Source organism: Pseudomonas sp. MF5691 (assembly GCF_016405645.1).
Taxonomy (GTDB): domain Bacteria; phylum Pseudomonadota; class Gammaproteobacteria; order Pseudomonadales; family Pseudomonadaceae; genus Aquipseudomonas; species Aquipseudomonas shahriarae.
On sequence record NZ_JAEKDC010000007.1, the window covers coordinates 219,312 to 240,139 of the forward strand.

The window sequence follows — 20,828 nt, forward strand, 5'->3', positions numbered from 1 at the left end:
CCAGGCCACGTAAACCGCGACATTGCGTCGCAGGGCCTGGGGTTTTATGACAAAAGCTTCATGTTCGAGTCAGGCTTTGTCCGGGTGCCAGGCCTTCCACCGCTATCCCAGGCGAGCCAGCTCCCACCTTGGAATGCACCACCTGTGGGAGCTGGCTTGCCTGCGATAACGCCAGTCGCCTCACTCCAAACGCCAGGCGAAAAAAAGCCCCGCATTTAGCGAGGCTCTTTTAAACACTCAACGATCAGCTGCCTTTCACAGCCTTGCCGTTGACCGTGCCGTCCAACAGCATGATGTTGTATTCCTTGCCGTCGGTTTCGACTTGTTGCAGGCGAACCAGCAGGTAATCCCAATCCTTGGCAAACCACATCACAGTAATGCGCTTGCTTTGCGTCGGGTCGCGCACGCGCTCAACCTTGATGGCGTCGATCTTGCCGGCCTTGGTCTCGACTTTCTCGGCACCCAGCACGCGGAAGTCATAGGTGTCGACCTCGCCGTCATCCACCACCTGGTAGCTCATGGTTTTCTTGCCGGCGGCCACGTCATGCTGCAGGGCCAACTGGTAAGTGGATTTGTCGACCATGCCACGGTTCAGCGGGATCTTCACCGCATCACCGCGATCGGTGCCGGTGACCATCTTGGCGGTCCAATCGAAGTCCAGGTCGGCTTTCTTGGCTTTACCCAGCCCACCCCGTTCAAAGTGGTAGGACTGTGGCAGCAAAGTATCCTTGTCCAGGGTCAAGGTGCTGGTTTCGGTCAGGCTGGCGATCATCATCGAGGCCTTGAAGCTGAGCTTCCAGGTACCGTCGGCGTTTTTTTCCAGGCTGCGTTCCGCAGTGCCGCTCATGGGCAACTGCTTCCAGTCGGCGGTATAGCTGGCGGAGAAAGGCTGAAGGTCTGCCGCGTGCACGGCAGGCAGGGCAAACAGAGCAAAAGCGAAGAGCAGGGCGCGACGCATAAAATCTCCTAGGTACGAATCAAGTGGCCGCTGGCCGCAAGTAACTGGCCATCCAACAATGCACCCTGTTCACCGAGAACCAAGCGGCCTTCGGCAAACCAGCGAACCGCCAGCGGGTAAATCCTGTGTTCCTGGGTGTGAACCCGTTGCGCAAGGCTCTGCGCTGAGTCCGCAGACTCTACCGGAACTACTGCCTGTACGACCAGAGGCCCGCCATCGAGTTCCTCGGTGACAAAGTGCACGCTGCAGCCGTGCTCCGTATCGCCGGCCTCAAGGGCCCGTTGGTGAGTGTGTAACCCTTTGTATTTAGGCAGCAGGGAAGGGTGGATATTCAGCAGGCGCCCCTGGTAATGGCGCACGAAATCAGCGCTGAGAATGCGCATGAAACCGGCGAGGACCACGAGCTTGGGGTTGAAGGCGTCGATCAATTCGATCAAGGCTGCATCGAAGGCCTCGCGACCGTCGAACGCCTTGTGATCCAGGGCGCGGGTGTCGATACCCGCGTCCTGGGCGCGTTGCAGGCCGTAGGCGTCGCTGCGGTTGGAAATCACCGCAGCGATGCGCACCGGGCTGTCGCCGGCGCGCGTGCTGTCGATCAGGGCCTGCAAGTTACTGCCGGTGCCGGAGAGCAGCACCACGACATCACAGGTTGCTGGCATCAGTGAGCCTTGAGGTTCTTCAGTTCAACCTGGGCAGCACCTTCGGCAGCCGTGGCGATCTGACCGATCACCCATGGCTGCTCGCCGGCTTCACGCAGAACGTTCAGCGCGGTTTCCACGTGCTCTTGAGCCACGCAGATGACCATGCCCACGCCGCAGTTCAGCACGCGGTGCATTTCGGTCTCGTTGACGTTGCCTTTCTCTTGCAGCCAGTCGAAGACCGCCGGGCGCTGCCAGCTGGCCACGTCGACGATGGCCTGGGCGCCTTTTGGCAGTACGCGCGGGATGTTGTCCAGCAGGCCGCCACCGGTGATGTGGGCCATGGCCTTGACCGCGCCGGTGTCCTTGATCAGCTTGAGCAATGGCTTGACGTAGATGCGGGTCGGGGCCATCAGCAGGTCGGTCAAAGGCTTGCCGTCGAGCTGGGTGTTCTCGATGTCGGCGCCGGACACTTCGATGATCTTGCGGATCAGCGAGTAGCCGTTGGAGTGCGGGCCGGACGATGGCAGAGCCAGCAGGGCGTCACCGGCAGCCACCTTGGAGCCGTCGATGATCTCGGCTTTTTCCACGACGCCGACGCAGAAGCCGGCCAGGTCGTAGTCTTCGCCTTCGTACATGCCTGGCATTTCAGCGGTTTCGCCGCCGACCAGGGAGCAACCCGACAGTTCGCAGCCAGCGCCGATACCGGTGACCACTTGTGCAGCGGTCTCCACGTTGAGCTTGCCGGTGGCGTAGTAGTCGAGGAAGAACAACGGCTCGGCGCCGCATACCACCAGGTCGTTGACGCACATGGCCACCAGGTCGATGCCGATGGTGTCGTGCTTGTTCAGGTTCAGGGCCAGGCGCAGCTTGGTGCCCACGCCGTCGGTGCCGGAGACCAGCACTGGCTGCTTGTAGCCGGCCGGGATCTCGCAGAGGGCGCCGAAACCGCCCAGGCCGCCCATGACTTCGGGGCGCGCAGTGCGCTTGGCGACGCTCTTGATGCGTTCGACCAATGCTTCACCGGCGTCGATGTCTACACCGGCGTCCTTGTAGCTCAGGGAGGGTTGCTTGCTCATGATCCAGGCCTTTAGGGGGGATTCAGGGGTAACGACCGATGCGGTGGGCACAGAAGCTGAACACTTCAGGACGCCCAGCCGTTGACGGTCTGCGAAGGCGCGCGATTTTATCAGGCTTGAGGGGCAGCGGCCATCCTCGGGCCGACGGGCAGGGGCATATGGTGCTAAAAAAACCTTAATAGGCGCCGCGATCGCCTGTATTAAGGTATAGCCTTTAACCCGCTATCGTTATGACAGTACGAAAACTTACCGGGGCCTTGTGAATGTTTTGCCGGTCGCTGTGGTCACAGCCTTGCTTAACCTTCTTCACGCGGCCTGTTCCAGCCGCTTTTTTGTCGTTCGGGAATCTTTTTTCATGGGTCTGAGTAGATACTTTTTTGTTGGCTGTTTGTCGTTGGTCAGCCTGGCCAGTCATGCCGAAACCGTTAATGGTCTTTATCAAGTGCTGGAGCCGGTCAGCAGCCAGGCGCCGGAGGAGCGCGAACAAGCTACCCAGCGCGCCCTGCAGACCCTGGTAGCCCGCCTCACCGGCGACGCCAAGGCCGCCCAGGGCCCTGGCCTGGCGGCGATCCGCAAGGATCCGCAACAGATCATCAGCCAGTACGGTTACGACGCCGGCCCACCGGAAAGCCTGCAAGTGGATTTCGATCCGGTCAGCACCGACCGCGCCCTGCGCGATGCCGGCCTGGCGTTGTGGGGCAACAATCGGCCGTCGATCCTCGGCTGGTGGCTGAGCGATTCCACTGAGGGCAGCAGCCTGGTCGGTGATGGCCAGTCGGCTGCCGAGCCGCTGCGCCGTGCGGCTCAGCATCGCGGCCTGCCTTTGCGCCTGCCGCTGGGCGATCTCGATGAGCAGATCGTCGCCACCGCACCCACTCTTGAAAGTGCCGATCCGGCCCCTCTGCGTGCGGCCTCCGAACGTTATGGCGCCGACGCCTTGCTGGCGGTGCATGCCCGTGAAGACGCGGGCCAATGGCAAGCCAAGTGGCGCCTGTGGCTGGGTGACAAAGCCGAGCAGGGCACGGTGCAGGGCGCCGATCCCGCGGCGTTGGCCGATGCCGTGCTGCTGGCCGTCAGCGAGCGCCTGGCGCCCCGTTTTGCTGTAAAGGCCGGGGTGTCCAGCGAGCAGTTGCTGCAAGTGCAGGGCATGACCCTGGAGCGCTACGCCGCCCTCGGTCATCTGCTGGAGCCGTTTGGTGCGCAGTTGCAGCGGGTGGAGGGTGACCGGATCGTCTATCGGGTCAACGGCAGCAGCGAGCAGTTGCGCAGCCAATTGAGCCTGGCCAAGTTGCAGGAAGTGCCGGCTGGTGAGGCGCTCGCGCCACAACCTGTGCCGTCGCCCGTGGCCGAAGGCGCGCAGCCGGTGCCGGTGCCGCAAGCCGAACCTGAGCCGCAACTGCGTTTCCGTTGGTAAATGTTCTTCCTTATATAGAAGCAAATAACAGATGGAGTGGTTTATGGCGGATACGCGTCGTTGGGTGTGGCTTGGCGGGATTGTCCTGCTGTGCGTCTTGGTGTTCTTGCTGCATTCGATCCTGACGCCGTTCCTGGTCGCGTTGCTGCTGGCCTATCTGTTCGATCCCGTGGTGGATCGCCTGGAAAAGGCCGGGCTGTCGCGCACCTGGGGCGTGGTGGCGGTGTTTGCGCTGTTTACCCTGATCGTCATGGCGCTGTTGCTGGTGCTGGTGCCGATGCTGGCCAAGCAACTGTTGCGCCTGTACGAACTGGCGCCGCAAATGCTCGATTGGCTGCAGCACACGGCCATGCCCTGGGTGCAGTCCAAACTCGGCCTGGCCGATGGCTTCTGGAAGTTCGACAAGGTCAAGGCCGCGATCAGCGAGCATATGGGCCAGACCACCGATATCGTCGGGGTGATCCTCAGTCAGGCCACGGCCTCCAGCCTGGCATTGATTGGCTGGCTGACCAACCTGGTATTGATCCCGGTGGTAGCGTTCTACCTGCTGCGTGACTGGGACATCATGATGGCCAAGATCCGCAGCCTGCTGCCCCGTGATCGCGAGGAGCGCATCGTGTCCCTGGCCGGGGAGTGCCATGAGGTGCTGGGCGCCTTTGTCCGTGGGCAGTTGCTGGTGATGGTGGCGCTGGGGATTATCTACGCTGGCGGGCTAATGGCGATCGGCCTGGAACTGGGCCTGTTGATCGGCATGATTGCCGGCCTGGCGGCGATTGTGCCGTACATGGGCTTTGTCATCGGGATTGGTGCGGCGCTGGTGGCTGGCCTGTTCCAGTTTGGCGGTGACTTGTACCCGATGCTGGGGATTGTCGCGGTGTTCATGGCCGGCCAGGCCCTGGAAGGCATGGTGCTGACGCCGTTGCTGGTGGGCGATCGCATCGGCCTGCACCCGGTGGCGGTGATCTTTGCGATCCTGGCGGGCGGCGAGCTGTTCGGCTTTACCGGCATCCTCCTGGCGCTGCCGGTAGCGGCGGTGATCATGGTGCTGGTGCGCCATGTGCACGATGTGTACAAGGATTCGGGCGCCTATACGGGCGCCGATGACCCTCAGTTGTAAGACTGATCACAAACCCGGCTCAAGGCCGGGTTTGTTGTCTGTGGGGCTTGGCATTTAGCCATCGCGCCAAACAATCTCCAAAAAATCCAATGAGTTAACGCAAACCTTTGATTTTGCTTGTGGTCTGTTGCATTGTGCGCCCGGCGTCACGGGTATAAACTTTGCAAACTTTTCACAGAGGCCACTAACGGTTCGATTGGGACCGTTCAGTCAGCATGAAACCGATTCAGCTGCCCCTAGGTGTGCGTCTGCGTGACGACGCTACCTTCATCAATTACTACCCAGGCGCCAATGCCGCTGCACTCGGCTATGTCGAGCGGCTCTGCGAAGCCGACGCCGGGTGGACGGAAAGCCTGATCTACCTCTGGGGCAAGGACGGCGTGGGGCGTACCCACCTGTTGCAGGCCGCCTGCCTGCGCTTTGAGCAGATGGGGGAGCCAGCGGTGTATTTGCCGTTGGCCGAACTGCTGGACCGTGGCATCGGCATCCTCGATAACCTCGAGCAATACGAACTGGTGTGCCTGGATGACCTGCAAGCCGTTGCCGGCCGGGCGGACTGGGAAGAAGCGCTGTTCCATCTGTTCAACCGCCTGCGCGACAGCGGCCGGCGTCTGTTGATTGCCGCCTCTACCTCGCCGCGGGAATTGCCGGTCAAGCTGGCAGACCTCAAGTCGCGGCTGACCCTGGCGCTGATCTTCCAGATGCGCCCACTGTCCGACGAAGACAAGCTGCGTGCCCTGCAACTGCGCGCTTCGCGTCGTGGCCTGCACCTGACCGATGAAGTCGGGCATTTCATCCTCACCCGTGGCACCCGCAGCATGAGCGCGCTGTTCGACTTGCTCGAACAACTCGACCAGGCCTCGTTGCAGGCCCAGCGCAAGCTCACCATTCCCTTCCTCAAAGAAACCCTCGGCTGGTAGCCAGCCCTTTAAAACCGGGGCTTCTGGCAAATTACAGGCGTCAGAAAACCTGCGTTTGGGCCGCTCTGTCCACGCAAAAGGGTCTAAATGGGGTTTAAGGGCTTAGATGACATGGGTCAAACAAGAAGTCACATAGATCACGATTGAATTTGCAAATCGATGTCATAGAAGGCATAGTCTCGGCTTCTTTACATATCAGCCACGGTCGTGCCCATGCTAAATCGCTTCGCACCCCTCGTGCCTCTCGCACTCGTTACCCTGTTGTTTGGTTGCGCCACCCACCCCCAGCAGGTGGTCGAGCAGCAAAAGCCACAACAACAGCATCAAGCCAAATTCGTCGCAGCACAGTCTTCTTCTGTTTATGAAGAAGAGGTGGCGACCGAAAAAGAACTGGCTGAGTTCGCCGACAGCAAGCCTTATCAACTGCCACTGCTGGCCGACAGTATCCTCGAACGCGGCATGTCCCTGATCGGTACCCGTTACCGTTTCGGTGGTACCTCTGAAGCCGGTTTCGACTGCAGTGGCTTTATCGGCTACCTGTTTCGTGAAGAAGCCGGCATGAACCTGCCGCGCTCCACCCGCGAAATGATCAACGTGGATGCACCGTTGGTCGCACGAAACAACCTCAAGCCCGGCGATCTGCTTTTCTTCAGTACCAACGGCCGTGGTCGCGTCAGTCACGCCGGTATCTACCTGGGCGATGACCAGTTCATCCACTCCAGCAGCCGCCGTAGCGGTGGGGTGCGGGTCGATAAACTGGGTGACAGCTACTGGAGCAAAACCTTCATCGAAGCCAAGCGCGCTTTGGCGATGGCCCCGACTACCGTTACCGCTCGCAAGTAAAGTTAAAGTGATACTTGAAGTTTGACGCGTAAGCGCTAGAATCCTGAGATATTGTTGCGAACCTGACCGCGCAAGCTTGCTTGCGCGGTCTAGTTTTCAGCGTTCGGCAGCGAAAGCCGCATCCAGATCAGGATTGTTCTGCCCATGTCGACCTCGGCCCGCCTAATTCTTGTTGTTTGCGCCGCACTGCTCAGTGCCTGCGCCAGCCGTCCTCCACCTGCGCCTGTGGCCGTCAAGCCCAAGCCGGTATTCAACTATTCCACCCAGAACTTTTCGCCAGTGGCCGAAGATGTGCTGTTTCGCGCCCTGGGCCTGGTGGGCACGCCTTACCGCTGGGGCGGCAACACCCCGGATTCGGGGTTTGATTGCAGTGGTTTGATTGGTTTTGTCTACCGCGACGCCGCGGGCATCTCGCTGCCGCGCACCACTCGCGAGCTGATTGTGATGCGGGCCCAGGACGTGCGCGAAGATGCGCTGCAGACCGGCGACCTGCTGTTCTTCGCCACGGGCGGCGGCTCGCAGGTCAGCCATGCCGGTATCTACGTGGGTGAAGGGCGTTTCGTGCATGCGCCGCAAACCGGCGGTACGGTGAAGCTTGATACCTTGTCCAAGGCCTACTGGCAGAATGCCTATTTGAGCGCCAAGCGCGTGTTGCCGGCGGGGCAATTGGCGCGTAATCCCTAAGTCAAATATAAAACCCAATGTGGGAGCGGGCTTGCCCGCGATGGCAGTGTGTCAGTGGATAGATTCCTGACTGATCCACAGCCATCGCGGGCAAGCCCGCTCCCACAGTTGTTTTGGGTGCTCGCAAATCATTTATTTGGCTGAAGACACCCGCCACACCTTATTCCCCACATCGTCCGCCACCAGCAACCCGCCTTGCTGGTCGATCACCACGCCCACCGGCCGGCCCATGGCTTTCTCATCACTGTTGAGAAAGCCGGTCAGCACATCCACCGGCGCGCCGTTGGGCTTGCCCTCCGCAAATGGCACAAAGATCACCTTGTACCCACTGTGCGGCTTGCGATTCCACGAACCGTGCTGGCCGATAAAAGCGCCATGGGCAAATTGCGCCGGTAGGGTGTTGCCTTCGGCAAAGGTCAGGCCCAGCGACGCGGTATGGGGGCCGACGGCATAGTCTGGCGCAATGGCCTTGGCCACCAGGTCCGGGTCCTGCGGTGTGACCCGCACGTCCACATGCTGGCCGTAATAGCTGAACGGCCAGCCATAAAAGCCGCCATCCTTGACCGAGGTGATGTAGTCCGGCACCAGGTCGCTGCCGATTTCATCGCGCTCGTTGACTGCCGTCCACAGCTTGCCGCTTTGCGGCTCCCAGGCCATGCCATTGGGGTTGCGCAGCCCGGAGGCAAAAATCCGCTGCTTGCCGCTGGCCCGGTCGACTTCCCAGATCGCCGCACGCCCCTGTTCGGCTTCCAGGCCGTTTTCACCGACGTTGCTGTTGGAACCCACGCTCACATACAACGTGCTGCCGTCCTTGCTGGCCACCACGTTTTTCGTCCAGTGGTGGTTGAGCGGGCCGCCCGGCAGGTCGATGACCTTGGTGCCCTGGGCCTTGATCGCGGTTTCTCCCGGTTGATAGGGGAAGCGCAGCAGCTTGTCCGAGTCGGCCACATACAGGTCGTTGCCCACCAGGGTCATGCCAAACGGCGAGTTGAGGTTTTCCAGGAACACCGTGCGGGTCTCCGCCACGCCATCATGGTTGGCATCGCGTAGCAGGGTGATACGGTTCGGGCTGGGTACGCCGGCACCGGCACGGCCCATGACCTTTTCCATGACCCAGCCGCGAATGCCCTTGGAGTCATCCGGCTTGGGCGGCGCATTGGTCTCGGCCACCAGCACGTCGCCATTGGGCAATACATACAGCCAGCGCGGGTGATCCAGGCCTTCGGCGAAGGCGCCAACCTGGGTGCCGGCGGCGGCCTTGGGCTTGGCCCCGGCGGGCCAGCCAATCGCCGGGGCGATGTTGACGGTGGGGATCAGGGTTTTATTCGGTTCCGGCAGCTTGGGCGACGGCCCGGTGCCATCGGATACCTGCAAGGTTGAGCTTTCGCCACAGGCAGCGAGTGCGCCTGCGGCCATGATCAGTAGGGCGAGTCGGGTCTTGTGCATGTTTTTCTCCTCAATGCCTGTAGTCATAGAGGTATGGCGCGCGGCGATGGTTCAAGTACGTGGCCGGCTTTAATTGACGCTGTACCCCCAACCCACTAACCTTCGCCGCTTGTTTCAGGTGCTCTGTGGCGTACGCGTCGACCGAGTGAAACAGGGAAGCCGGTGAGTGCGCGCACTTTTCTACAGTGTGGCCACGATCCCGGCGCTGCCCCCGCAACGGTAAATGAGTCAAGACGCTGCTTTTGCCACTGTATCGCCTGCGATATGGGAAGGCGCATCGTCGGCTTGCCCTGGTCAATCGGGCGCCACTTATGAGCCCGGAGACCGGCCTGATTCATCCAACAGCATCACGGTGGGCGATGCTTGGCTTCATTTAAGTTGTCTTTTCCTGCCCGCCGTTTTTGTCCAGCCCCAACGGAGAGCTGCCATGACTGATACCCCTGATCGTGACGAACGCCACCTGGCGCGCATGCTGCGCAAAAAAGCGGTGATTGACGAGCGCATTGCCAATTCACCGAATGAATGCGGTTTGCTGCTGGTGTTGACCGGCAACGGCAAAGGCAAGAGCAGTTCGGCGTTTGGCATGCTCGCCCGGGCCATGGGGCACGGTATGCAATGTGGCGTGGTGCAGTTCATCAAGGGCCGTAACAGCACCGGTGAAGAGCTGTTCTTCCGCCGCTTCCCCGAGCAGGTGCGCTTCCATGTGATGGGCGAGGGCTTTACCTGGGAGACCCAGGACCGCCAGCGCGATATCGCCGCCGCCGAAGCGGCCTGGAAGGTCTCCCGGGAAATGTTGCAGGATCCATCCATCGGCCTGGTGGTGCTGGATGAGCTGAACATCGCGCTCAAGCACGGCTATCTGGACCTGGACCAAGTGTTGAGCGACCTGCAAGCCCGGCCTCCGATGCAGCACGTGCTGGTCACCGGGCGCGGGGCCAAACCGGAACTGATTGAAATGGCCGATACCGTCACCGAAATGGGCATGCTCAAGCACGCGTTCCAGGCGGGTATCAAGGCACAGAAAGGCATCGAACTTTGAACCAGCCGCGCCATTGCCCAGCAGTTCTGATCGCCGCGCCGGCGTCAGGCCAGGGCAAGACCACTGTCACCGCCGCGCTGGCCCGTTTGCATCGCAACCTGGGGCGCAAGGTCCGGGTGTTCAAGTGCGGCCCGGACTTTCTCGACCCGATGATCCATGAGCGCGCCAGTGGTGCGCCGGTCTATCAATTGGACATGTGGATGGTCGGCGAGCAGGAAAGTCGTCGCCTGTTGTGGGAAGCCGCGGGGGAGGCGGACCTGATCCTGATCGAGGGCGTGATGGGCCTGTTCGACGGCACACCGTCCAGCGCCGACCTGGCGCGCCACTTTGGCGTGCCGGTGCTGGCAGTGATCGACGGCACCGCCATGGCCCAAACCTTTGGCGCCCTGGCGCTGGGGTTGGCGCGTTACCAGGTGGACCTGCCGTTCGCCGGGGTCCTGGCCAACCGCGTCGGCACCGTGCGCCATGCGCAGTTGCTGGAAGGCAGCCTGACCGAAGGCCTGCGCTGGTACGGCGCGCTGTCCCGGGAAACCGGGATCGAGCTGCCCAGCCGCCACCTGGGCCTGGTGCAGGCCAGCGAGTTGAATGACCTCGACCTGCGCCTGGATGCTGCCGCCGCCGCCCTGGCCAGCAGTTGCGAGGTAGCGCTGCCACCGCCGGTGGAATTCGCTGCGCCGGAGGTGATCGAGGCCCAGCCGTTGCTGGCCGGGGTGCGGATTGCAGTGGCCCGTGACGAAGCCTTTGCCTTCACCTATGGCGCCAGCCTCGACTTACTGCGGGCGATGGGCGCGCAGTTGCACTTCTTCTCGCCGATCCATGACCGCGTGCTGCCCGACGCCGACAGCCTCTATCTGCCCGGTGGCTACCCGGAGTTGCATCATCAGGCGCTGTCGCAAAACACCGCGATGCTGCAGGCGATCCGCGCCCACCACAGCGCCGGCAAACCATTGCTGGCCGAATGCGGCGGCATGCTCTACCTGCTCGACTCCCTGACCGATGTCGAGGGCACGCGTGCCGAACTGCTGGGGCTGCTGCAAGGCGATGCGGTCATGCAGAAACGCCTGGCGGCCCTGGCCCTGCAAACGGTCGAATTGCCGGAAGGCGAATTGCGCGGCCACACCTACCATCATTCCCTGACCAGCACGCCGTGGCAGCCGATTGCCCGTGGCCTGAGCCCCAATGGCGGGCGCGGCGCCGAGGCGGTGTATCGCCAGGGGCGGATGACGGCCTCCTATGTGCACTTTTATTTCCCGTCGAACCCGGTTGCAGTGGCCGCGCTGTTTGCGCCGGATCGAGACGCCGCCAACGCAGGCGATTGTATTGCAACGGTAGGCGCGGGCTTGCCCGCGATAGGGTCATGACCGACAACGCCTTCCCCCAGGCCGAGCGCGACGCCATCTACCGCGCCATTGCCGAACGCCGCGACATGCGCCACTTCAGTGGCGGCACCGTCGCCCCCGAGTTGTTGCACCGCCTGCTGCACGCCGCGCACCAGGCGCCCAGCGTCGGCCTGATGCAGCCCTGGCGCTTTATCCGCATCAGCGACCGCAACCTGCGCGGGCAGATCCAGCAGTTGGTGGAAGCCGAGCGTATCCGCACCGCGCAAGCCCTGGGCGAGCGCTCGGACGACTTTATGAGGCTCAAGGTCGAAGGCATCCACGACTGTGCCGAGGTGCTGGTGGCGGCGTTGATGGATGACCGTGAACGGCATATTTTCGGGCGTCGGACCTTGCCGGAAATGGACCTGGCCTCGCTGTCCTGTGCGATCCAGAATCTATGGCTGGCGTCCCGCGCCGAAGGCCTGGGCATGGGCTGGGTGTCACTGTTCGAACCCCGGGACCTGGCCGACCTGCTGGGCCTGCCACCCGGTGCCAAGCCCCTGGCCGTGCTGTGCCTGGGCCCGGTGACGGAGTTCTATCCGGCACCGATGTTGCAACTCGAAGGCTGGACCGAACCGCGTCCGCTGAGTGACATGCTGTATGAGAATTATTGGGGAGTGAGTCAATGAGTGTGGCCTTGCTGAGTGTCGCTGCAGTGGCGCTGGATGCGCTGCTGGGCGAGCCCAGGCGCTGGCATCCGCTGGTGGCGTTCGGCAATTTTGCCGGGCGCATCGAGCAGCGTTTCAACTCCGCGGGGCGCGGCTGGCGCAGCCATGGCGTGAGCGCGTGGTTTATCACGGTGATACCGCTGACCTTGCTGGCCACGGCCTTGTCCTGGGCGCCTTACTTCGGCTGGGTGATCGAGATCCTCGCGTTGTACCTGGCCCTGGGCATGCGCAGCCTGGGTGAGCACGTGTTGCCGGTGGCCCAGGCCCTGCGCAGCGGCGACCTGGACGAAGCACGCACGCGCGTGAGTTACCTGGTCAGCCGGCAGACCAGTGAGCTGGACAGCACCGAAGTGGCCCGCGCAGCCACCGAGTCGGTGCTGGAAAACGGCAGCGACGCGGTGTTTGCCGCGCTGTTCTGGTTTGTCGTGGCCGGCGTGCCCGGCGTGGTGCTGTACCGCCTGAGCAATACCCTGGATGCCATGTGGGGCTATCGCAATGAACGTTTTGAACGTTTTGGCTGGGCGGCGGCGAAGATTGACGACCTGCTGAATTACATCCCTGCGCGGCTGGTCGCGTTGACCTACGCCGTGCTCGGCAAGACGCGCCTGGCACTTACATGCTGGCGCCGCCAGGGGCCGACCTGGGACAGCCCGAATGCCGGGCCGGTGATGGCTGCGGGCGCTGGCGCCCTGGGCGTCGAGTTGGGCGGGGCAGCGATTTATCACGGTGAGTTGCACCAGCGTCCGATCCTCGGCGAAGGGCCGCCGGCCGATGCCGATTCCATCGAGCGTGGCTGGCAGTTGGTGCAGCGCGGCGTGTGGCTGTGGGTGTTGATCCTGTGTGCGGGGGCGCATTTCTATGCTTGAACACGGTGGACGGCTGCGCAAGGCGGCGCTGCAGTACGGCATTGCCCAGGAAGACTGGCTGGACCTGTCCAGTGGCCTCGCGCCCTGGCCCTGGCCCATCCCGCCTATCCCGCTGCGGGCCTGGGCCCGCTTGCCAGAGACCGATGATGGCCTGGAGCAAGCAGCCTGTGATTACTACGGTGCGGCCCAGGTATTGCCGGTACCGGGCTCCCAGGCGGCTATCCAGTTGCTGCCGCGCCTGCGTCGGGCGGGCAAGGTCGGTGTATTGTCGCCGTGCTATGCCGAGCATGCCGAAGCCTGGCGCCGCGCCGGTTACATCGTGCGCGAGGTGCTGGAGCAGGAAGTCGACTTCTTCCTCGACAGCCTCGACGTGTTGGTGGTGGTCAATCCCAACAACCCCACCGGCCTGAGCCTCACGCCCCAGCGCCTGCTGGATTGGCATGCGCGCCTGGCCGAGCGCGGTGGCTGGCTGGTGGTGGATGAGGCCTTTATGGACAACACCCCGCACTTGAGCCTGGCGAGCCAGGCCAATCAAGTCGGGCTGATTGTGTTGCGCTCGTTCGGCAAGTTTTTCGGCCTGGCCGGGGTGCGCCTGGGTTTTGTGCTGGCCGAACGCAAACTGCTCAAGCTGCTGGCCGAACAGGTCGGGCCTTGGGCAGTGAGCGGGCCGACCCGGGAGTTGGGCCAGGTCTGCCTGCGCGATAGCGCCGGCCATACCTACCAGCGCCAGCGCTGCGAAGACGCCAGCCAGCGCCTGTTCCGCCTGCTGGAGCAGTATGGCCTGCGCCCGCAAGGTGGCTGCGCGCTGTTCCAGTGGCTGATCAGCGATCACGCCGAGCAGTTGCATGAATTCATGGCCCAGCGCGGCATCCTGCTGCGCCTGTTTGTCCACGACAGCAGCCTGCGTTTTGGCCTGCCCGGGACTGATGCCGATTGGCTGCGCCTTGAACAGGCCCTGACTGCCTGGAAGCAAACCTCATGACCACCCTGATGGTGCAAGGCACTACCTCCGACGCGGGCAAAAGCACCCTGGTGACCGCACTGTGCCGTTGGGTCGTGCGCCAGGGCGTGCCGGTGGTGCCCTTCAAGCCGCAGAACATGGCGCTCAACAGCGCGGTGACAGCAGAAGGTGGCGAAATCGGCCGCGCCCAGGCTGTGCAGGCCCAGGCTGCCAACCTGGCGCCGCACACCGATATGAACCCGGTGCTGCTCAAGCCCAATAGCGACACCGGCTCCCAGGTCATCATCCATGGCCGCGCCGTGACCAGCATGAATGCCGTGGCCTATCACGACTACAAGGCCATCGCCATGCAGGCGGTGCTGGCCTCCCACGCGCGTTTGAGTGCGGCCTACCCGGTGGTGATGGTCGAAGGCGCAGGCTCGCCGGCCGAGATCAACCTGCGGGCCAATGACATTGCCAATATGGGCTTCGCCGAAGCGGTGGATTGCCCGGTGTTGCTGATTGCCGATATCAATCGCGGCGGGGTATTCGCCCATCTGGTGGGCACCCTGGAGCTGTTGTCGCCGTCGGAACAGGCGCGGGTCAAGGGCTTTATCATCAACCGCTTTCGCGGCGATATCGCCCTGCTGCAACCGGGCCTCGACTGGCTTGAGGCGCGCACCGGCAAGCCGGTGGTGGGGGTGCTGCCGTATGTGATGGACCTGCACCTGGAAGCCGAGGATGGCATCGACCAGCGCCAGATCGACAAGGCGGCGCAGGTGCTCAAGGTGGTGGTGCCTGTGCTGCCGCGCATCAGCAACCACACCGATTTTGACCCGCTGCGCCTGCATCCCCAGGTGGATTTGCAGTTTGTCGGCCCGGGCCAGGCAATCCCCGCCGCCGACCTGATCATCCTGCCCGGCTCGAAAAGCGTGCGCAGCGACCTGGCCTACCTGCGCGCCAATGGCTGGGACACCGCCATTGCCCGGCACCTGCGTTACGGCGGCAAGGTGCTGGGCATCTGCGGTGGCCTGCAGATGCTGGGCGAGCAGGTTCACGACCCACTGGGTCTGGAAGGGCCTGAGGGCTCCAGTGATGGCCTGGGCCTCCTGGCGTTCAGCACCACCCTGGAAGCCGAGAAACAATTGCGCAATGTGCACGGCCGCCTGGTGCTGGAAGAGGCGTCGGTCAGCGGGTATGAGATCCATGCGGGCGTGACCCGAGGTGCCGCCCTGGCGCAGCCAGCGGTACGCCTGGATGACGGCCGCAGCGACGGTGCCTGCAGCGATGACGGGCAAATCCTCGGCACGTATCTGCATGGCCTGTTCGAAACCCCGGCGGCCTGCAGCGCCGTGTTGCGCTGGGCCGGTTTGCAGGACGTGCAGGAAGTGGATTACCACGGCTTGCGCGAGCGCGATATCGAGCGCTTGGCGGACCTGGTGGAACAGCATCTGGATACCCGATTGCTGCGTCAGCTATGTGGGATTTGAGGGCTTGACCATGTTGCAACTGATCCTCGGCGGCGCCCGCTCTGGTAAAAGCCGCCTGGCGGAAAAACTCGCCAGCGACAGCGCCATGCCTGTCACCTATATCGCCACCAGCCAACCCCTGGACGGTGAGATGAATGCGCGCGTGGCCCTGCATCGCCAGCGCCGTCCCAGCCAGTGGGGGTTGATCGAGGAACCGCTGGAATTGGCGCGGGTTCTGCGTGAAAACGCGGCCCCTGGGCATTGCCTGCTGGTCGATTGCCTGACCCTGTGGCTCACCAACCTGTTGCTGCTGGACGACCCGCAGCGCCTGGGCGTCGAGCGTGAATCCCTGCTGGACTGCCTGGCGTCGCTGCCGGGCGAAATCATTTTTGTCAGCAACGAGACCGGTCTGGGTGTCGTGCCGCTGGGCGAATTGACTCGCCGCTATGTGGATGAAGCCGGATGGCTGCATCAAGCCTTGGCCGAGCGGTGTCAGCGTGTAGTGCTGACCGTTGCCGGCCTGCCCCTGACTTTGAAAGGTACTGCGTTATGAGCCCATCCTGGTGGCTGGACCCGTGCAAGGCGCTGGACGCTGCGGCTTATGAACAAGCCCTGGCCCGCCAGCAACAACTGACCAAGCCCGCCGGGTCCCTGGGGCAACTGGAAGCGTTGGCGGTGCAACTGGCCGGTTTGCAGGGCCGGGTCAAACCGACGGTCGAGCAGGTGTGGATCGCCATCTTTGCCGGCGATCACGGAGTGGTCGCGGAAGGGGTCTCGGCCTATCCCCAGGAAGTCACCGGGCAGATGCTGCATAACTTTGTCAGCGGTGGCGCGGCGATCAGTGTGCTGGCCCGCCAACTGGATGCACAGCTGGAAGTGGTGGATCTGGGCACCGTGAAGCCGTCGCTCGACCTGCCGGGCGTGCGCCACCTGAATATCGCCCCGGGCACGGCCAATTTTGTGCTGGGCGCGGCCATGACCGAGGCCCAGGGCCAGTTGGCCCTGGCGGCGGGGCGTGACAGCGTGCAGCGCGCGATCAACGCCGGTGCGCAGCTGTTTATTGGCGGTGAGATGGGCATCGGCAACACCACTGCCGCCAGTGCGCTGGCCTGTGCCTTGCTCGATTGCCAAGTCAGCGACCTGACCGGTCCCGGCACCGGCCTGAATGCCCAGGGCGTGAGCCATAAAGTGGCGGTGATCGAGCGGGCCCTGGCATTGCATGCCGGGCAGCGGGGCGACCCGTTGCAGACCTTGTTCAATCTCGGTGGCCTGGAGATCGCCGGGTTGGTGGGGGCCTATCTGGCCTGCGCCCAGGCGGGGGTGGTGGTGCTGGTCGACGGGTTTATCTGCAGCGTCGCGGCGCTGGTCGCCACGCGCCTCAACCCGTCGTGCCGGCCATGGCTGTTGTTCGGCCATCGGGGCGCCGAGCCGGGCCATCGCCATGTGTTGCATAGCCTTGAAGCCCAGCCACTGCTGGAACTGGGCCTGCGCCTGGGCGAGGGCAGCGGCGCGGCGCTGGCGGTGCCGCTGTTGCGTCTGGCCTGTGCGTTACACGGGCAGATGGCGACATTTGCAGAAGCGGCCGTGGCGGACCGCCCGGCATGACCTTGCACCTGGACCTGCTACGCCATGGTGAGACCGAACTGGGCGGCGGTTTGCGCGGCAGCCTGGATGATGCCCTGACCGCCAAGGGCTGGGCACAGATGCGCGAGGCGGTGCTGGCGCGCGGGCCGTGGGATCGTCTGGTCAGCTCGCCGCTGCAGCGCTGCGCGCGTTTTGCTGAGGAGTTGGGCGCACGCCTGAACCTGCCGGTGAGCCTGGAACAGGATCTGCAGGAACTGCACTTCGGCGCCTGGGAAGGGCAGAGCGCGGTGCAATTGATGGAAACCGATGCCGAGGCATTGGGGCTTTTCTGGGCCGATCCATATAGCTTTACGCCGCCGGATGGCGAGCCTGTCGAGGCGTTTTCCCAGCGTGTACGGGACGCTGTCCTACGTCTGCATCAGCTGTATGCCGGCCAACGGGTGCTGCTGATCAGCCATGGTGGCGTCATGCGTTTACTGCTGGCCCAGGCCCGCGGCTTGCCCCGTGAGCAGTTGCTGAATGTCGAGGTGGGCCACGGCGGCCTGTTCAGCCTGCGGGTCGAGGCCGACGGTGTGTTGAGCGAGGGCGCCTGAATGTTGCCATTCTGGATTGCCTTGCAGTTTCTCAGCAGCCTGCCGATTCGCCTGCCGGGCATGCCGCAACCCCAGGAACTGGGGCGCTCGCTGCTGTTTTATCCGCTGGTAGGGCTGTTGTTCGGGTTGCTGCTGTGGGGCTTGAACACGCTGTTGATGGGCACGCCCTTGCTGTTGCACGCGGCCTTGCTGCTGACGGCGTGGGTGTTGCTCAGTGGCGGCCTGCACCTGGATGGCCTAGCGGACAGCGCCGACGCCTGGCTGGGTGGCTTTGGCGACCGCGAACGCACCCTGACTATCATGAAAGACCCGCGCAGCGGCCCGATTGCTGTCGTGACCCTGGGCTTGGTGCTGCTGCTTAAATTCACCGCGCTGGTGGCGCTGATCGAGCAACACAATGGCGCCGCCTTGATCCTCGCCCCATTGATCGGTCGCAGCTCGTTGCTGGCACTGTTTCTCACCACCCGCTATGTGCGTGCCGGGGGCCTGGGCCAGGCGCTGGCTGACCATTTGCCACGGATTGTCGGGCAGCAGGTGCTGATCCTCAGTGGCCTGGCGTGTGTGTTGATCGGCGGTTTCAGCGGCGGGATTGCGGTGTTGCTGGCGGCCATCTGCTTTGTGGGCTTGCGGCAGCTGATGATCAATCGGCTGGGCGGCACCACCGGTGACACGGCCGGCGCCTTGCTGGAGCTGCTCGAAGTGGCGGTGTTGATCGGCCTGGCTCTGTAACACTTTCTTGCATTTCCTTAATCGCGGGTATATACACGTTCCATGCTTGCCTCCCAATGTTTATGCACCAACCTGCGTCGTGCCGCCCGTGGCGTCAGCAGGCACTACGACGGCGCCCTCGATGGCTTCGGAATCAACGTCGCCCAGTATTCTTTGCTGTGTAACCTGCAGCGTCTGAATCAACCGAGTATTTCCAGCCTGGCCGATGCCATGGGCCTGGACCGCAGCACCCTGGGGCGTAACCTGCGGGTGCTGGAGGGCGAAGGCCTGGTGCGGTTGGTCGAAGGCGATGACCTGCGCAACCGTCTGGTGGTGCTCACGGAGCAAGGCAAACAGCGCCTGGCGGCCGCATTGCCGGCCTGGGAAGCGGCGCAGCAGAAACTGATCGATAAATTGGGCGTGCAAAAACGCGAAACCCTGTTGGCCTTGCTGGATGAACTCGCTTAAACGCGGGCTTGTTCGAATACAAGCGGGTATATACCCGTAGCGGAGAATAATAATGACCTCGATGTGGCGTACCAGTGGTTGGATTCTTGTCGGGAGTGCGCTGATCCTGGCCCTTTCCCTGGGCGTGCGGCATGGCTTTGGTTTGTTTCTGGCGCCCATGAGCGCCGAGTTCGGCTGGGGTCGTGAAACCTTTGCCTTTGCCATCGCCTTGCAAAACCTGATCTGGGGCCTGGCGCAGCCGTTTACCGGAGCCCTGGCCGACCGCTTTGGCGCGGCCAAAGTGGTGATGATCGGTGGCGTGCTGTATGCCCTGGGCCTGGTGTTCATGGGCTTGTCCGATTCGGCATGGTCGCTGTCCTTGAGTGCCGGCTTGTTGATCGGTATCGGCCTTTCCGGCACCTCATTCTCGGTGATCCTCGGCGTGGTCGGACGTGCCGTGGCCCCGGAAAAGCGCAGCATGGCCATGGGCATTGCCAGCGCCGCCGGTTCCTTTGGCCAGTTCGCCATGTTGCCGGGCACCCTCGGCCTGATCGGTTGGCTGGGCTGGTCCGCCGCCTTGTTGGTGCTGGGTCTGCTGGTGGCGCTGATCGTGCCGCTGGTGACGATGATCAAGGACCGCCCGCTGCCGGTCATGGCTGGCCAGCAAACCCTGCGCGAGGCGCTGCATGAAGCCTGTTCCCATTCGGGTTTCTGGTTGTTGGCCTTTGGTTTTTTTGTCTGCGGATTCCAAGTGGTGTTTATCGGCGTGCACTTGCCGGCCTACCTGGTGGATCAGCACCTGCCGGCGACCGTCGGCACCACGGTGTTGGCGCTGATCGGCCTGTTCAATATCTTCGGCACCTACACGGCGGGCTGGCTCGGCGGGCGGATGTCCAAACCGCGTTTGCTCACCGCGCTGTACCTGCTGCGGGCGGTGGTGATCGTGTTGTTCCTGTGGGCGCCGGTGACGCAAATGAGTGCCTACCTGTTCGGCATGGCCATGGGCTTTTTATGGCTGTCGACCGTGCCGCTGACCAACGGTACGGTGGCGACCTTGTTTGGTGTAAGAAACCTGTCGATGCTGGGTGGGATCGTGTTCCTGTTCCATCAGTTGGGCTCGTTCCTCGGCGGCTGGCTGGGGGGCGTGGTCTATGATCGAACCGGTAACTACGACTTGATCTGGCAGGTGGCGATCGTCTTGAGCCTGGTCGCGGCCGCCCTTAATTGGCCCGTGCGTGAGCGGCCTGTGGCCAGGTTGCAAGCGCAGATGGGGGTAGCATGAACTCGATCGGGTATTGGGTTGGCGCAGCCGGCCTGCTGACGCTGTTGCTGCTGGCCTGGTGGGGCTGGCAGCGCAGCGGGCTGGCGTTGATGCAACTGGGTATGTCGATCTGTTAAGTTGTTTGCCTGACTTTGTCCAAGGACACCCGACATGTTAATGCGTTGGCTTGCAGTACCCGCCCTGATGATGGGCCTTGGTGGTGTCGCCATGGCCGCCGATTGCCCAACGTTGCTTGAGGGCCAGTTGCCCAAATTGCGCGCCAAGGAGTCCATCGACCTGTGCCAGCGCTTTGCCGGCAAGCCCCTGGTGATCGTCAATACCGCCAGTTTTTGTGGGTTCGCCCCGCAGTTCAAGGGACTGGAGGCGTTGTATCAGCGCTACAAAGGTGACGGCCTGGAAGTGATTGGTGTGCCCTCCGATGACTTCAAGCAAGAAGCCGAGACAGGCGAGGAGACGGCCAAGGTCTGCTATGTGAACTACGGCGTGACGTTCACCATGACCGAGCCACAGAAGGTCAGGGGCCCCGATGCGGCGCATCTGTTCAAGGTCCTGGCCGAGCAGAGCAACGCGCCGAAATGGAATTTCTACAAGTACGTGGTGGATCGCCAGGGCAAGGTGATCGCCAGCTTCTCCAGCCTGACCAAACCGGATAGCCCGGATCTGATCAAGGCCGTGGAGCAGGCACTGGCTTCCAAACCCTGATTATCAGCCACTAAAAAGCCCCGCCTCCTTTGCAGGAGAGCGGGGCTTTTTT

At 62.9% G+C, this 20,828-nt stretch carries 22 protein-coding genes and 1 riboswitch; of the genes, 18 read left to right on the forward strand and 4 right to left on the reverse strand.

Annotated elements, in window-relative coordinates:
* Window positions 1-244 precede the first annotated feature (244 nt).
* The 3 genes from JFT44_RS13160 to purM are packed head-to-tail and all read right to left on the reverse strand — an operon-like array spanning window position 245 to window position 2,675.
* Window positions 245-958, reverse strand: a complete 714-nt coding sequence (locus JFT44_RS13160; protein WP_057444555.1) for a DUF3108 domain-containing protein — start codon at window positions 956-958, stop codon at window positions 245-247.
* Between the two features lie 8 nt (window positions 959-966).
* On the reverse strand, window positions 967-1,617 hold the full coding sequence (gene purN / locus JFT44_RS13165) for a phosphoribosylglycinamide formyltransferase (protein ID WP_057438756.1): 651 nt from the start codon (window positions 1,615-1,617) through the stop codon (window positions 967-969).
* The gene (gene purM, locus JFT44_RS13170; protein WP_032857036.1) at window positions 1,617-2,675 is read right to left on the reverse strand and encodes a phosphoribosylformylglycinamidine cyclo-ligase; all 1,059 of its coding nucleotides are present in this window, start codon (window positions 2,673-2,675) and stop codon (window positions 1,617-1,619) included. Before purM ends, purN begins: the two co-directional genes overlap by 1 nt.
* A 355-nt stretch (window positions 2,676-3,030) precedes the next feature.
* Here purM and JFT44_RS13175 point away from each other — a divergent pair, with 355 nt between their 5' ends.
* From JFT44_RS13175 to JFT44_RS13195, 5 genes are all read left to right on the forward strand, one after another.
* A complete protein-coding gene (locus JFT44_RS13175; protein WP_057438757.1) occupies window positions 3,031-4,089 on the forward strand; it encodes a DUF2066 domain-containing protein in 1,059 nt (352 codons plus the stop codon).
* Window positions 4,090-4,132: 43 nt separating this feature from the next.
* Entirely contained in the window at window positions 4,133-5,206 is a 1,074-nt protein-coding gene (locus JFT44_RS13180; protein WP_198830789.1) for an AI-2E family transporter, read from the forward strand.
* Window positions 5,207-5,421: 215 nt separating this feature from the next.
* Window positions 5,422-6,126 (forward strand): DnaA regulatory inactivator Hda, encoded by a 705-nt coding sequence (gene hda / locus JFT44_RS13185; RefSeq protein WP_032857040.1) that lies wholly within the window; start codon window positions 5,422-5,424, stop codon window positions 6,124-6,126.
* 213 nt (window positions 6,127-6,339) lie between these two features.
* Window positions 6,340-6,969, forward strand: a complete 630-nt coding sequence (locus tag JFT44_RS13190; RefSeq protein WP_057958849.1) for a C40 family peptidase — start codon at window positions 6,340-6,342, stop codon at window positions 6,967-6,969.
* Between the two features lie 144 nt (window positions 6,970-7,113).
* On the forward strand, window positions 7,114-7,653 hold the full coding sequence (locus JFT44_RS13195; protein WP_057444557.1) for a C40 family peptidase: 540 nt from the start codon (window positions 7,114-7,116) through the stop codon (window positions 7,651-7,653).
* 132 nt (window positions 7,654-7,785) lie between these two features.
* On the opposite strand, the gene JFT44_RS13200 is transcribed toward JFT44_RS13195, so the two are convergent.
* Window positions 7,786-9,099, reverse strand: a complete 1,314-nt coding sequence (locus JFT44_RS13200) for a sorbosone dehydrogenase family protein (protein ID WP_170045708.1) — start codon at window positions 9,097-9,099, stop codon at window positions 7,786-7,788.
* Between the two features lie 99 nt (window positions 9,100-9,198).
* Window positions 9,199-9,447: riboswitch (cobalamin riboswitch) on the forward strand.
* Window positions 9,448-9,526: 79 nt separating this feature from the next.
* Between JFT44_RS13200 and cobO the strand changes: the two genes are divergently transcribed.
* The 13 genes from cobO (at window position 9,527) to JFT44_RS13265 (ending at window position 20,776) form a co-directional block, all read left to right on the forward strand.
* Window positions 9,527-10,138 carry a cob(I)yrinic acid a,c-diamide adenosyltransferase gene (gene cobO, locus JFT44_RS13205; RefSeq protein ID WP_057438761.1) on the forward strand — a complete coding sequence of 204 codons (612 nt, stop codon included), beginning with the start codon at window positions 9,527-9,529 and terminating at the stop codon, window positions 10,136-10,138.
* Window positions 10,135-11,499, forward strand: coding sequence for a cobyrinate a,c-diamide synthase (locus JFT44_RS13210; protein WP_198830790.1), 1,365 nt, complete (start codon window positions 10,135-10,137; stop codon window positions 11,497-11,499). The genes cobO and JFT44_RS13210 overlap by 4 nt, the downstream gene beginning before the upstream one ends.
* Window positions 11,496-12,146, forward strand: a complete 651-nt coding sequence (gene bluB / locus JFT44_RS13215; protein WP_057438763.1) for a 5,6-dimethylbenzimidazole synthase — start codon at window positions 11,496-11,498, stop codon at window positions 12,144-12,146. Before JFT44_RS13210 ends, bluB begins: the two co-directional genes overlap by 4 nt.
* On the forward strand, window positions 12,143-13,051 hold the full coding sequence (cbiB, locus tag JFT44_RS13220; protein WP_057438764.1) for an adenosylcobinamide-phosphate synthase CbiB: 909 nt from the start codon (window positions 12,143-12,145) through the stop codon (window positions 13,049-13,051). Before bluB ends, cbiB begins: the two co-directional genes overlap by 4 nt.
* Window positions 13,044-14,033, forward strand: coding sequence for a threonine-phosphate decarboxylase CobD (cobD, locus tag JFT44_RS13225; protein WP_057438765.1), 990 nt, complete (start codon window positions 13,044-13,046; stop codon window positions 14,031-14,033). The genes cbiB and cobD overlap by 8 nt, the downstream gene beginning before the upstream one ends.
* Window positions 14,030-15,481, forward strand: coding sequence for a cobyric acid synthase (locus JFT44_RS13230; protein ID WP_057958853.1), 1,452 nt, complete (start codon window positions 14,030-14,032; stop codon window positions 15,479-15,481). Before cobD ends, JFT44_RS13230 begins: the two co-directional genes overlap by 4 nt.
* A gap of 10 nt (window positions 15,482-15,491) precedes the next feature.
* Entirely contained in the window at window positions 15,492-16,013 is a 522-nt protein-coding gene (cobU, locus tag JFT44_RS13235; RefSeq protein ID WP_057958854.1) for a bifunctional adenosylcobinamide kinase/adenosylcobinamide-phosphate guanylyltransferase, read from the forward strand.
* Window positions 16,010-17,065, forward strand: a complete 1,056-nt coding sequence (cobT, locus tag JFT44_RS13240; RefSeq protein WP_120732201.1) for a nicotinate-nucleotide--dimethylbenzimidazole phosphoribosyltransferase — start codon at window positions 16,010-16,012, stop codon at window positions 17,063-17,065. The genes cobU and cobT overlap by 4 nt, the downstream gene beginning before the upstream one ends.
* Window positions 17,062-17,637 carry an alpha-ribazole phosphatase family protein gene (gene cobC / locus JFT44_RS13245; RefSeq protein WP_057958856.1) on the forward strand — a complete coding sequence of 192 codons (576 nt, stop codon included), beginning with the start codon at window positions 17,062-17,064 and terminating at the stop codon, window positions 17,635-17,637. The genes cobT and cobC overlap by 4 nt, the downstream gene beginning before the upstream one ends.
* Window positions 17,638-18,366 carry an adenosylcobinamide-GDP ribazoletransferase gene (locus JFT44_RS13250; protein ID WP_198818162.1) on the forward strand — a complete coding sequence of 243 codons (729 nt, stop codon included), beginning with the start codon at window positions 17,638-17,640 and terminating at the stop codon, window positions 18,364-18,366. It begins immediately after the preceding gene.
* A 42-nt stretch (window positions 18,367-18,408) separates the two neighbouring features.
* Window positions 18,409-18,813 (forward strand): MarR family winged helix-turn-helix transcriptional regulator, encoded by a 405-nt coding sequence (locus JFT44_RS13255; protein WP_057438770.1) that lies wholly within the window; start codon window positions 18,409-18,411, stop codon window positions 18,811-18,813.
* A gap of 61 nt (window positions 18,814-18,874) precedes the next feature.
* The gene (locus JFT44_RS13260) at window positions 18,875-20,074 is read left to right on the forward strand and encodes an MFS transporter (RefSeq protein WP_162947787.1); all 1,200 of its coding nucleotides are present in this window, start codon (window positions 18,875-18,877) and stop codon (window positions 20,072-20,074) included.
* A 150-nt stretch (window positions 20,075-20,224) separates the two neighbouring features.
* A complete protein-coding gene (locus JFT44_RS13265; protein WP_198830791.1) occupies window positions 20,225-20,776 on the forward strand; it encodes a redoxin domain-containing protein in 552 nt (183 codons plus the stop codon).
* Window positions 20,777-20,828: the final 52 nt, after the last annotated feature.